Here is a 12,943-nt window from a genome sequence, read left to right as displayed (position 1 = left end):
GCCGCTTCTTTTATGTTTACCCCTTTCAAAACACCTCTCGGAGACTACCTCAGTGTCAAAACGCAGAGTCGTGGTGACCGGCTTGGGGATGCTTTCCCCGGTAGGCAACACTGCCGAATCCAGCTGGCAAGCCCTGCTCAACGGGCAGAGCGGCATTTCCCTCATCGACCACTTTGATGCAAGCGAGTTCGCAACCCGTTTCGCAGGCCTGGTCAAGGATTTCGACCCCGAAGAGTTCGGCATCAACCGCAAAGAAGCCCGCAAGATGGATCTCTTCATCCAGTATGGCGTGGCGGCGGGTGTTCAGGCCCTAGAAGATTCCGGCCTGATCATCAACGAAGAGAACGCGGAGCGGGTAGGCGTTGCCATCGGCTCTGGTATCGGCGGTCTGGGTCTGATTGAGCAGAACCACAGCAGCCTCATCAATGGCGGCCCCCGCAAGCTGAGCCCTTTCTTCGTTCCGTCCACCATCATCAATATGGTGTCCGGTCATCTGTCCATCATGAAAGGCATGCAGGGACCGAACATCGCCGTGACTACCGCCTGTACCACGGGTACCCATGCCATCGGCATGGCTGGCCGGATGATTGCCTATGGCGATGCAGACGTGATGGTCGCCGGTGGTGCCGAGAAAGCCTCCACCCCCATGGGCATGGGCGGCTTTGCCGCTGCCAAGGCGCTCTCCACCCGCAATGACGAACCACAGAAGGCGAGCCGCCCCTGGGACAAGGATCGCGACGGTTTCGTGCTGGGCGACGGTGCCGGCGTACTGGTGCTGGAAGAGTATGAACATGCCAAGGCTCGCGGCGCCAAGATCTATGCCGAGCTGGTCGGCTTTGGCATGAGCGGGGATGCCTATCACATGACGGCCCCTCCCTCGGACGGCGATGGTGGCGCACGCGCCATGAAGAACGCCATCAAGGATGCTGGCATTGCACCCGAGCAGATCGGTTACATCAATGCCCACGGTACCTCCACCCCCCTTGGGGATGTGGCAGAGCTGCGCGGCATGAAGAAGGTGTTTGGTGAACATGCCAGCGCCCTGATGGTCAGCTCCACCAAGTCCATGACAGGCCACCTGTTGGGTGCGGCTGGCGCCATCGAGGCGATCATCACCGTGCTCTCTCTGCGTGACCAGATGGTGCCTCCAACCATCAACCTGGACAACCCGGATGATGAGTGCGACCTGGATCTGGTGCCGCATGTTGCCAAGGCCGGCAGCTTCGAATATGCCCTCTCCAATTCCTTCGGTTTTGGCGGCACCAATGGCTCCCTGATCTTCAAACGCGTATAATTCGCTCTGGGCGAATGATAAGGCCCGATACGGTAGTATCGGGCCTTTTTTATCGGAGGGATCCCCTTGCTGATTAATGGAATACCCACAGAAACACTGTCAGCCAGGGATCGTGGACTGGCATACGGTGATGGTCATTTCACCACCATGCTGGTGAGGGAAGGGAAGGTACTCTGGTGGCAGGACCATCTGGCCCGGCTGCAACATGCCAACGCCCGGCTTGGTTTTGGCGAGCACTCCTGGGACCTGCTTGCCGACGAGGCGGCGCAGCTTGCTTCTGGGCAGACACAGGCTGTCGTCAAGATAATGCTGACCCGGGGCGCCGGTGGGCGGGGATATGACGGCGCAGGCTGTGACACGCCCACTCGCATCGTCTCTTTGGCACCTTATCCTGAGCATTATCATGATTGGCAGCAAACCGGTATCAATGCCCTGGTATGCCAGCAGCAGCTTGGGGACAGTCCCATGCTCGCCGGTCTCAAGACGCTGGGGCGCCTCGAACAAGTGATGCTGAAGCGCGAACTTGCTGCGCGTGGCGGGGTCGAAGGTATAGTCTTGAACAGCCGGGGATTTCTGGTAGAAGGGGTCAGCGCCAATCTGTTTTGGCGTCGTGGCAGGACGGTGTTCACACCGGATCTCACCCGCGCCGGGATCGATGGCATCATGCGCAAGCGCGTGATGACGATGCTTAAACAGATGGGCATTGAACTGCGTGTCGTAGAGGCTCCATTGGAGTCACTCTGGCAGGCGGAAGAGGTCTGGCTGACCAATACCCTGATGGGGATTGTCCCGGTCACCAGCATCGGGGATATGCACTATCCCAGTCCGGTATTGATCCGCCGTTTACAGGAGCGCTTGGTCATTGAAGTTTAATCGGCTTTACACCCTGCTCGCGGGGGCGGCACTCTCTGTCGCCGTTGCCGGAGGGTACGTGTATCACAAGTGGCAACAGGTGGAGACGCTCACCAACAAGGGGCCAACCCGCCTCTTTACCGTCGAAAAAGGCGCCCATGCGGCGCGCCTGATTGCCGAACTGGGGGAGGGGGAAACCAGCCCCTGGGCGGTGCGTCTCTGGTTGCGCGGTCATCCCGAACTGGTGGCCATCAAGTCCGGCACCTATGAGATCAAGGAAGGGGCGCCGCTCAAGGAGACTCTCTCTCTCTTTGCTTCCGGCAAGGAGTTTCACTTCAGCCTGACCTTTGTCGAAGGGTCCCGATTTGAGGATTGGCTGAAGCAACTTTCCAGCGCCCCCTATCTGGAGCGCCTGACTCTGGAGCAGAGCGAAACCGAACTGGCTCAGGAACTCGGCATCGAAAATGGCAAGCTGGAGGGGTGGTTCCTGCCGGAAACCTACGCCTATACCACTCATGCCAGCGATCTCTCCATCCTGCGCCGCGCCTATCAGGACATGAAAACGTTCCTAGAGGCTTCCTGGGAGAAGCGTCAGGCCAATCTGCCCTACAAGACACCCTATGAGGCGCTCATCATGGCCTCCATCATTGAAAAAGAGACGGGCCAACCGGATGAACGGGCCCAGATTGCCTCTGTGTTCGTCAACCGTCTACGCCTTGGCATGAAGTTGCAGACCGACCCTACCGTCATCTACGGGGTGAAGGACAGGTACGATGGCAACATTCGCCGCAGCGATCTGACCGACGTGAACCCCTACAACACCTATGTGATCGACGGTCTGCCTCCGACGCCCATCGCCATGCCGGGCAAGGCCTCCATCGAAGCGGCGCTCAACCCCAAATCGACCGACTATCTCTACTTCGTTGCCAAGGGGGGCGGTGCCCACTACTTCTCCAAGACCCTCGATGAACACAATCGGGCGGTGCGTGAATACATATTGAAGAAACCCTAATGTCTAAATTTATCGTGATTGAAGGATTGGAAGGGGCAGGGAAGAGCTCTGCGGTGCGCTATGTCACCGACTATCTGCAAGCCCACGGAGTTGCGCGGATCGAGTGCACCCGGGAGCCGGGCGGCACGCCGCTGGCGGAACGCATGCGGGCCATCGTCAAAGAAGTACACGACGAGCGCCTGACCGTCGAGGCCGAGCTGCTGTTGATGTACGCCTCCCGGGTACAACTGGTGGAGACCCGGATCAAGCCTGCCCTGGCAGACGGCATCTGGGTAGTGGGCGATCGCCATGATCTCTCCTCCCAGGCCTATCAGGGGGGTGGCCGCGGCATCGATGCGAACCTCATCGGCGCCATCAAACGGGCGGTCCTCGGGGATTTCAAGCCGGATCTGACCCTTTATCTCGACATTGATCCTGCCATCGGCCTGCAACGGGCCCGCCATCGCGGCGAGCTGGACAGGATTGAGCTGGAGCAGATCGGCTTCTTTGAACGTACCCGCCAGCGTTACCTCGAGTTGGCGGCCGCCGATGATTCCATCCAGGTCATCGATGCCGGATTGCCCCCGGCGCAAGTCAAAGCCGCCATCGAGGCAGCCCTTGAGCATTATCTGGCAAGCGAGGGGCTATGTATCCCTGGCTGATCCCGGATTGGCATGCCTTGAGCGAGACGGCCCGGGCCGGACGGCTCGGCCACGCCTGGTTGCTGCTAGGCGATCCCGGCCTTGGCAAGGAGCAGCTTGCAGAGCGACTGGCGCGACTGCACCTGTGTCAGCATCCACAACGAGGTGAGCCCTGCGGTCAGTGCCACTCCTGCCAGCTTTTTGAGAAGGGGCATCACCCGGATCTTGGGACTCTGGGGCCCGAGGGCAAGACCATAGGTGTCGAAGCCATCCGGGAGATTTGCAGCCGCCTCCAGAGCACGTCCCAGCTTGGTCGCGGCAAGGTGGTGATCATTCAGGAGGCGGAGCGCATGACGGAGTCTGCCGCCAATGCTTTGCTGAAGACGCTGGAAGAGCCGGCTGGCGACAGTCTGTTGCTGCTCATCGCATCCCGGGTATCTCGCCTGCTCCCCACCATCTTGAGCCGTTGTCACAAACATGTCTGCCAGCTCCCCTCTGAGGGGGAGACCCTTGCCTGGCTCGCCGAGCAGGGCCATCAGGCCACCCAGGCCCAGGTGCGGATCTGCCAGGGGGCGCCGCTGCGGGTGCTGAGCTACATCGAAGCACAGCAAGATGATGCCAGACGGGCATTGCTCGACGGATTTGTCTCGCTGGCATCGACCCCCACCCGTGCGGCGAATGTCTGCGCCCAGTTGGCCGAGGATACTCAGGTCCGGCTGCACTGGTTGCAGCTCTTCTTGTGCGATGCCCTCAAGCTTCAGGCTGGCTGCGGCCATCATCAACTGGCAATGCCGGATCTTGCATCACTCAGCCAGCAACTGGCAGAAAGACACTCCAGCGAACGGCTCCTGGAAGCTGAACAGCAGCTGGTTGTGCTGAAGGAGGCTTGTCAGCCAGGACAGCTTTCCAATCCCACCATCCATTTGATGAACTGGCTCAATCGCTGGTTATAAACAAGGTTGTCTATGTTACTCATTGATTCCCATTGCCATCTCGATCGCTTGAGTTATGGCTCCAAGCAGACCGACATGGCCGATGTATTGGCCAAGGCGGCGCAGCAGAGCGTGGGATATTTTCTCTGCGTGAGTGTGACCCAGGCCCAGTTCCCGACCATGATGGAGGCCATCGCTCCCTATCCCCAGGTGTTTGCCTCCTGCGGTGTCCACCCGCTCAATCAGGATCCCGGGGTGGATGCTGCCTTGCTGCTGACTCAGGCGGCCGATGAGAGAGTGGTGGCCATCGGCGAAACCGGGCTCGACTACTTCTATTCACCGGAAAACAAGGATGTACAGCAAGCCTCTTTCCGCGAACATATCCGGGTAGCCCGGGCACTGAACAAACCGCTCATCATCCACACCCGGGATGCCCAGGAAGACACGCTGCGGATCATGCGAGAGGAGGGGGCCGAACAGGTGGGCGGAGTGCTGCACTGCTTCACCGAGTCCCTCGAAATGGCCGAGGCCGCGATGGCAATGGGGTTCTATATTTCCATCTCGGGGATAGCCACTTTCAAGAACGCCTCAGCCCTGCAGGCAGTGGTCAAGGCGTTGCCCCTGGAGCGACTGCTGGTTGAAACCGACTCTCCCTATCTGGCACCGGTTCCGCACCGGGGGAGGGAGAACGAGCCGGCCTTTGTTCGCGACGTTGCCCAATTTATCGCGGATCTTCGCCAGATTCCGCTCGCTGAATTGGCGGAGGCCACCAGCCACAATTTCTTCGAATTGTTCAAGTTGGCAAAGCGATAACAGAAAACGCCCCGCATAGCGGGGCGTTTTACTATGACAAATTTCACTATTATGGATCCATCCAAAAACAATCATGCCAAGTTGTTATCTCTCACTTTGTGTGGTGGGTGCTGACGAGATCAAATCGCCAGCACCTGATAAAACGGAGCAGGGATGACAGAATGCTTGAGGAATAGATGAGGGGCTGAAATGGGTTAAAAGCACTCTTCATAAGTATCGATAATATTCATTATCGATACTTGATAGATCTGGATGATCCTGTAAGATCCACCGAAACTCCGCTTTAAATCATAGAGTTAAGTGAACTACCCACGCCTTCAAAACCCAGTTCAGCAATCCTTGCAGAGCGTCTTCGATCCTCAGCTGAACAGCCGGGCAAGACGCTTCCTGCGCAGCGCCAAAGCCGACTCCACCCTCAATGCCTATCAGGCAGATACCCGCATCTTTGTCTCCTGGTGCCAACTCCACGGGCTGGATCCCTTGCAGACGACACACCACGACATCATGAATTTTTTGGCGGATCAGGCCGACGGCATCCTAGCCAACTGGGTCTGGCTGGACAAAGAAGAAGGGAAGGGGGAGCTTCGCAACGGGGAACCTCGTAAACCGGCCACCCTGGTAAGACGGCTTGCCGGCATTCGCTATGCCTTCAAGCAGAAGGGGATCCACCCCATGCCGACCGAGCATGCGGAGATAAAGGAGATGATGCGGGGCATAGTACGGCTCGGTGATAACCGCAAACGCAAAACGGGGGCGCTGACCCTGAAACCATTGGCCTGCGTGCTGGACGAGATAGATACCAGCAACCTGGCGGGACTTCGGGATTACACCCTGTTGCTCCTGATGTTCAGTGGCGCCTTGCGCCGGTCGGAAGCAGCCAGGATCGAGGTGAATGACGTGCAGTTTGTGGGGCAGGGGATACGCCTTCGTCTCAAACCAAGCAAACATCAGCTCCATGAATCGGAGATAGCACTCATTCCAGGTACCCGGTATTGCCCAGTGTCTGCACTGCAACAATGGCTGAAAAAAAGCCGAATTGCTGAGGGCCCCCTGTTTCGCCGGATGAATCGCTGGGGCCAGCTGATGGCAGATCCCCTGGGGCCGCAAGGTATCAACCTGATGATCAAGCGGCGAACTGGTCAGGCCATCGACGATCTCCACGTCAGTGGCCACAGTTTGCGGCGGGGGTTCATCACCTCGGCGGTGACGGCGGGCAAACCGATGAACAAGATCATCGAGGTGACAAGGCACAAGGACATGCGCACCTTGCAGGAATATTTCGATGATGCACACAAGTTCTCCGATCACGCCCTGGATGGGTTGTTATAGCAAACCGCGCCCCTGCTTTTTTTATGTTAAATGATATCCTGTTGATCTGATGGTATATTCAATCCGTCCTCCACAGACATCATGACGGTGGGGGAGTCGTAATCCGATTTACTTTCGTAGAAGATGCCAACGAAAAATGAGAGATAACATTCACGATATAGACATGTCGGAAGGTCACGATAGCCAGGAATTGAAGAAAAGCGCCGCTCAAGAGAACGCCGAACGCCAGCGTCAACATGTAAAGCGCAAGCAGGAAACCCACAGCCGGTTGCAATGCTGGATAAGCAATCGTCATGCAGAGCGGTTGGCCATGCTGGGGCAACAACTGGAAGACAGTCAGGCCTCCATCATCGAGCAGGCCATCGATCTGCTCTATCAGCACGAACTGCAACAAACGACCAACGCGCAGCAGAGCGATATTCCCGAGTCGGCAGACATGCTCGAATAGACGATGCTATCGTGCCGTGCCGGTGTGATTGAAAAAGAAGACAAAAAAAGCCAGGTACGAATTCCTTGTACCTGGCATAGGGGAATTGGCTCCTTGCAGAGCCGTGCGCTAACTGGTATGCGGATAGCCTTAAGCTTAGACAAGGCTCTAGGCATTTCAAGAACCGGATAAAAGTTCAACCAGAGTGGGGGTTTTTCAGACTCGAACAGGCGCTGTTTTTGCTCGAGCAACCCCACTCTCATGCATTGAACAGGTTGTTGTCCCGTACCAGCTCCCGGGGCAGGGCATTCTTGATGCGACTCCCCACCCATTTCCCCATGCCGAGCGGGTGCCCCTGGTAACGAACGATCACTTCCCCAGTCCCGGCATCCTGCTCTGGCCAGACATCTCGTCCCATCATGAATTCACGGGCATTGGCGGCATCCAGCTCGACGCATCCCTTGCTCGCCTCATGGCCGTAAGCCAGAGCCCATTCATGGGTCAATCGATATCCCTTCTTGAAGGTTTCAGCCAGCTTGATGCCGATGCGATCGAAACGCAGCTTCCCCTGTACCTGCTCGAAGGCGTGAGGGAAGAGCCAGATCTCGTCATTGCGGCCAAACAGTTGGCCATGGGGCACGATGCCAAAATTCCCTTCAATCTCCCGCAGCATGGGGCCGGCCTCTTTCTCTGGCAGCGGTGAGAAGGGGAACTTGCCGAGCTTGCCAGGTTTGAACATGGTGTTGGGCACGGAGTGATGCTTGTGCAACCGGGCAACGAAAAAGCCCTCACTGTCGAAGATCTGGGGCCACACATGCAGGTATCCCTCCGGCGTACAGGCTTTCTCCGCTCCCGGAAAGAGATCGGCCAACGAGTCAAAGCTGAAGGCATCGCCGAACTTCTCTTGCAGTGACTGACAGACGTCCTGGTTCTCTTGCAGGCTCAGGGTGCAGGTGGAGTAGACCAGTACGCCGCCGGGTTTGAGGGCGTGAAAAGCACTCTCCAGCAGGCCACGCTGCACCGTGGCGATCTCCTCGATGCTCTCCAGGCTCCAGTTGCGCAGTGCGTCTTCATCTTTTCGCACCGTCCCCTCCCCGGAGCAGGGGGCGTCGAGCAGGATGGCGTCGAAGGTTTCCGGCAGCCATTGGCCAAAGACCTTGGCATCGAAATGGGTCATGCCGACGTTGGTCACACCGCAGCGCTGGATATTGGCGCTCAGCACTTTCAGCCTGCTGCTGGAAAACTCGTTGGCGATCAGCATGCCGCGGTTCTCCATCAGCGCCGCGATCTGGGTAGTCTTGGAGCCAGGGGCGGCGGCCGCGTCCAGCAACATGCCATCCCCTCTGGTTTGCTCACTGGCAAAGAGCGCCGTCACCGGCAACATGGAGCTCGCTTCCTGAATGTAGAAGAGGCCGCACAGATGCTCGGCCGTGTTGCCAAGGGGAACGCTCTCATCACTGCGGGTGAGCCAGAAGCCGGTTTCACACCAGGGCACGGGATCCAGTTGCCAGCCAAGCGGCGCCATGCGGGCGACAAACTCGGATACCGTAATCTTGAGGGTGTTGACCCGGATGCTGCGCCGCAGCGGCTGCCGGCAACTCGCCACGAATGCCTCCATGGAGAGATGGGATGGCATGAACTCCGCAATGTGACGCAGGAAGTGATCGGGGAGGTAGGTGTTGTCGTGCACGGCGCAATCTCGCTGACCCAAAATGAGGGGCGACATCTTACCACAGTGCGCGGCCCTTCTTGATGGGGGAGTCCATGAGGCCATAAAAAAACCGGCACAAGGCCGGTTTTTGACGAGCAGGGGAATAACTCAGGGCAAGATGCGGGGGCTCCACTCCAGCCACTCTTTTTCCGCCTTGGCATGAAGCGGATAACTATGACCCGCCTTGACGGTCGCGCCCATCTCCCGCTCCGGCGTATTGAAGGCAATCCCGCCCGCCAGCAGGCTTTGCACCGTTTCGACCTCGATGGTGCCACCGGTCAGCCCGATATCGGCCTTGACCCCGGAGACATTCCAGAAGCGGCTGTTGGCGCGTATCAGATGGGCGTACTGTCCATCCACATTCACATCGATCAGCACCTCGCTGCCATCCCGGGCCAGGGTCACGCCGGTGACGCTGCCCACCACCATCTTGCGAAACAGCAGGGGGCTGCCCACGCTGATGCCATCGACGGAGGGGCTATTGAGGGTCAGGGCAAGACCGGCGGGGCCACTCTGGCTCAAGGGGAAGGTCTCCTTGCCAGCCCCCCGGCCCGGTGTCGCCTCCACAAAGGCCCCCTTGATCAGGGTATCGAGGTGGGCAACGCCCCCCAGCCCGACCTTGGCCTGCACCAGGGCATAGCGCGCCCCGGATTGCAGGAAGCGCGCGGCATATTGCTCATTCAGCTCGGCCTTGAAGCTTACCTGGCCCAGGGTCGGATCCAGTTCCACCTGCTCCACCTTGCCGATGTCCACTCCGCGATAGCGGATGGGGCTGCCGACCCCGAGACCCGGGTTGTGATCCGCCGTGAGGGTGAGGGTGCGCACCTGGGAGCTTGCCTGCTCCTTGCTGTCAAAGAGCTGATGACTGCTGCGACCTGTCCCCAGCTTGTCGAATTCGATGGCGCCACGCAGCAGGGTGGCGAGGTTCCCCATCTTGACCTGCACGCCGTCGAGCCGGATCTTGCCGTCGATGGCGGCCTTCTTCCAGAACTGGGGTTGCTGCTTGAGCAAAGGAGCATAGATGGCATCGATCTCCAGGGTGATGGCCACACCGCGATCATCGGCATCCAGCGCCTTGACCTTGCCCGCTTCCAGTCCCAGGTAGAGGACGGGGGAGCCCACACCGATACCATCAGCCTGAGCGGCACGCAGCGTCCAGCTGACCGCTTTGGCATGGCGGCTCCCAAGCAGGGCCAGCTCCTGGCTGGGGTAGAGGCGGTCAATCCTGTCACCCTTCGCAGCCTGTACCAGCTTGATGCCCCCCGCCAACCAGGCACTGGCCGGGCTGGTCTCCACCTTGATACCGCTGAGGTCCGCCTCCACCTGCAAGGGGGCGGCGCGATAGAAGCGAGCCCGTTGCAGCAGATGGCGATAACGCTCATTCACCAGCAACTCGACACTGGCATTGCCGCCGGCATCCAGGGTCAGTGCCCCGAGCTGACCTATCTGCAACCCCTTGAACCAGAGCGGAGCCCCTTCGCTCAAACCGGCGAGATCCTCTGCCTGCAGGGTCAGCTTGATGCCGCCGCGCTGTGCCTGGCTCTCCAGGGTCATGGTGTTGACCCGTTCACCGGGTTCATAGTCCAGGCGAATGGCGGGCCCGGCCAGCAGGCGATCCGCATGCTTGATCCCGACAGGGGAGAGAGAGACCGTCTCCCACACCAGACGACTCTTGCCGGTCACCCGGAACGCCTGTTCGGGGTTGATGAGGGCCGTCACGCTCCGCCCCTGTTCGGTGAGACGAATGGGGTCGACTCGTCCAATCTCGATGCCCTCATAGAGGATGGGCATCCCTTCCTTGATGGGCAGAGTCCCCGCCTGGATGGTGATGCGCTCACCCCGGGCGGCCTCGGCCAGCCCCTTGTAGAGGATGAAATTGACCCCCTTTTGCGCCACGGGAGAATCTTTGGGGGAGTCAAACGCAATGCCGCCGCTCAGGATGGAGGTTAGGCTGCCCGCCTCCACGCTGACGCCAGCCAGGCTGAAGGAGCCCTTGATGCCGCTGATGTTCCAGAAGCGGGTATCCGCCTTGACGAGGTGCTCGAAGCGCGGCTCGATCACCAGATCCAGGATCACGTTCTGGTTCTCTTCCCCAAGACGGGTGTTGATGACACTGCCCACCTCCAGCCCGCGGAAATAGATCTTGGCGCCGATGCCCACAGACCCCAGAGAATCGGCTGTCAGGTGCAGGGTTCGCCCCTGGGCCTGATAACCGGGGGGAGGGCCATCCAGGGCATCGAACTCATCCTCCAGCGGGTTGTTCTCCCGTCCGGGTTGCAGGTTGATGTAGTTGCCGGACACCAGGGTGTCTAGGCCGGAGATCTCGGTCAGTGACGCCTTCGGACTCACCAGCCAGAAGTCGGAGCCCTTGCGTATGAGGGTGCGGGCACGGCTGTCCACCTTGGCCAGCACCGCAATCTTGCGACCATCCTGTGCCAATTCCAGCTCCTGGACCACGCCGATGGCGACCCCCTGATAGCGCAACTGGGTCTTGCCCGGCAAGATACCGTTGCCCTGGGCAAAGTTGATGCGAATGAGTTGACCACTGCTCGTCCACTGCTGGTAGAGAAAGCCTCCCGCCAGCAAGAGGGCGATGAAGGGCAGCAACCAGACCGGGGATAACCAGCGGTGCTTCTCAATGACGGGCTCAGCCCCGACCATACCGACTCCTTACATTGGCTGTGATGCACAGCGCGTTCGACACAAAAAACATTAACGGGCCGCCTTGTCCCACAACAGGCGGGTATCGAGCATCCTGGCCGACATCATGGTGAGCACCACCACGCCGGCGAACGCCGTCGCCCCGGGGCCGGCACGCACGTTGAGCAGCACGCCGCGATCCACCAGGGCCACCATCAGCGAGATGACGAACAGGTCCAGCATGGACCAGCGTCCGATGAAATCGATGATGCGGTACATGACGAGCTGGCGTTTGCGGCGCACCGGCTTGCTGCGCTGCAACTGCCAACAGATCCAGCCAAGGCCCAGGATCTTGCCGATGGGCACGATGATGCTCGCGGTGAGCACTATGGTGGCGATGCCGGACATCTTGCTGCGATAGAGCGCCATGATACCGCTGAAAATGGTATCGGACTGCAATAATCCCTTGTTGTAGAAGTGGGTGATGGGCAGCAGGTTCGCAGGCAACAACATGAAGGTGGCCAGCGCCAGCAGGCCCCATGACCAGGCGAGGGAATGGGGAATGCGCATCTGCAAGGGGGTATGACAACGAGGGCAGCTCATGCCGTGTTGATGGCGCACCAGCAACCCGCAGGTATGGCAGCGGCAAAGCCCCAGTTCACGGGCGCTGATCGGGGACATGGTCCGGCTCCCGGGAGGCATGTTGCAGCGGAATCCGCTCCCAGTAAGGGGCAGGATCAAAAAGGATCAGCAGCGTCATGTTGAGCAGCATCAGACAACCCAGGCTCAGCAGACCGCCTCCCAGGCGCACGTCGGCGATGTCGATAAGCTTGAACAGGGCGACCAGCAGGCTGACGATGTACACCTCCAGCATGGCCCAGTGGCGAAAAACCTCGACCGCTTTGAGGGTCCACGCCAGCAGATGCCAGCGCTTGGCCAGGCCGGAGGCGAGGGCAAAGATCCCGAGCAGCAGCCCTGTCGGCGCCAGCACGGCGCACCAGAGCACCAGTGTTGCGACCCAGAGCTCGCTCTCGGCATACAGCATCATAATTCCCTTGATCAGGTTGGCGTCCGAGTTCACGCCCGCCAGACGAAGATAGATCAAAGGCTCAAAAAACGCGGAAGGCAGCAACAGGAATCCGGTGATGGTCAGCGCCATCAACTGGGAAGGGCGAAAGGCATAGCGCCCATACAGATGCTGATGACAGCGGGGGCAATGGGCGTGACGGCGCAGCGGCAGCAACTTGCGTTCGATCAGCAAGTCACAGGCCGGACAGACAATCACCGAGTGCGGATCCGACATACGATTCAAC

Annotated in this window: 12 protein-coding genes; 8 read left to right on the top strand and 4 right to left on the bottom strand. The window is 59.4% G+C overall.

The genetic code is table 11. The features are described from left to right. Positions 1-52 precede the first annotated feature (52 nt). The 8 genes from fabF to AB5Y80_RS06135 all read left to right on the top strand — a co-directional run bounded on the left by fabF (position 53) and on the right by AB5Y80_RS06135 (position 7,300). Positions 53-1,294: a beta-ketoacyl-ACP synthase II gene (gene fabF, locus AB5Y80_RS06170; RefSeq protein ID WP_039041168.1), complete on the top strand. Its 1,242-nt coding sequence runs from the start codon at positions 53-55 to the stop codon at positions 1,292-1,294. A 66-nt stretch (positions 1,295-1,360) separates the two neighbouring features. Beyond that, complete coding sequence (pabC, locus tag AB5Y80_RS06165; RefSeq protein ID WP_041211426.1) at positions 1,361-2,167, top strand: aminodeoxychorismate lyase; 807 nt, start codon at positions 1,361-1,363, stop codon at positions 2,165-2,167. After that, positions 2,157-3,158, top strand: a complete 1,002-nt coding sequence (mltG, locus tag AB5Y80_RS06160; protein ID WP_042017642.1) for an endolytic transglycosylase MltG — start codon at positions 2,157-2,159, stop codon at positions 3,156-3,158. Before pabC ends, mltG begins: the two co-directional genes overlap by 11 nt. Continuing rightward, a complete protein-coding gene (gene tmk / locus AB5Y80_RS06155; protein WP_042017643.1) occupies positions 3,158-3,799 on the top strand; it encodes a dTMP kinase in 642 nt (213 codons plus the stop codon). Before mltG ends, tmk begins: the two co-directional genes overlap by 1 nt. Next, complete coding sequence (gene holB / locus AB5Y80_RS06150; protein WP_368172664.1) at positions 3,784-4,731, top strand: DNA polymerase III subunit delta'; 948 nt, start codon at positions 3,784-3,786, stop codon at positions 4,729-4,731. Before tmk ends, holB begins: the two co-directional genes overlap by 16 nt. 12 nt (positions 4,732-4,743) lie before the next feature. Next, positions 4,744-5,523 carry a YchF/TatD family DNA exonuclease gene (locus tag AB5Y80_RS06145; protein WP_323942698.1) on the top strand — a complete coding sequence of 260 codons (780 nt, stop codon included), beginning with the start codon at positions 4,744-4,746 and terminating at the stop codon, positions 5,521-5,523. Between the two features lie 300 nt (positions 5,524-5,823). Beyond that, the gene (locus AB5Y80_RS06140; protein ID WP_041215162.1) at positions 5,824-6,852 is read left to right on the top strand and encodes a site-specific integrase; all 1,029 of its coding nucleotides are present in this window, start codon (positions 5,824-5,826) and stop codon (positions 6,850-6,852) included. Positions 6,853-7,015: 163 nt separating this feature from the next. Then, positions 7,016-7,300 carry a RepB family protein gene (locus tag AB5Y80_RS06135; protein ID WP_183148419.1) on the top strand — a complete coding sequence of 95 codons (285 nt, stop codon included), beginning with the start codon at positions 7,016-7,018 and terminating at the stop codon, positions 7,298-7,300. Between the two features lie 238 nt (positions 7,301-7,538). Here the strand turns inward: AB5Y80_RS06135 and rsmF are convergent, their stop codons facing one another. The 4 genes from rsmF to AB5Y80_RS06115 form a co-directional block, all read right to left on the bottom strand. Further along, complete coding sequence (gene rsmF / locus AB5Y80_RS06130; RefSeq protein WP_183149989.1) at positions 7,539-8,969, bottom strand: 16S rRNA (cytosine(1407)-C(5))-methyltransferase RsmF; 1,431 nt, start codon at positions 8,967-8,969, stop codon at positions 7,539-7,541. A 129-nt stretch (positions 8,970-9,098) separates the two neighbouring features. Next, entirely contained in the window at positions 9,099-11,651 is a 2,553-nt protein-coding gene (locus AB5Y80_RS06125; RefSeq protein WP_368172663.1) for an MlaD family protein, read from the bottom strand. 51 nt (positions 11,652-11,702) lie between these two features. Then, positions 11,703-12,311, bottom strand: a complete 609-nt coding sequence (locus AB5Y80_RS06120; protein WP_010674753.1) for a paraquat-inducible protein A — start codon at positions 12,309-12,311, stop codon at positions 11,703-11,705. Continuing rightward, positions 12,289-12,933: a paraquat-inducible protein A gene (locus AB5Y80_RS06115; RefSeq protein ID WP_010674754.1), complete on the bottom strand. Its 645-nt coding sequence runs from the start codon at positions 12,931-12,933 to the stop codon at positions 12,289-12,291. The genes AB5Y80_RS06120 and AB5Y80_RS06115 overlap by 23 nt, the downstream gene beginning before the upstream one ends. Positions 12,934-12,943: the final 10 nt, after the last annotated feature.

The sequence above is a fragment of the Aeromonas sp. R2-1 genome (assembly GCF_040908425.1).
Classification (GTDB): Bacteria; Pseudomonadota; Gammaproteobacteria; order Enterobacterales; family Aeromonadaceae; genus Aeromonas; species Aeromonas caviae.
Note: the sequence above shows the minus strand (reverse complement) of the source record. Positions and strands in the feature narration are given on the sequence as shown.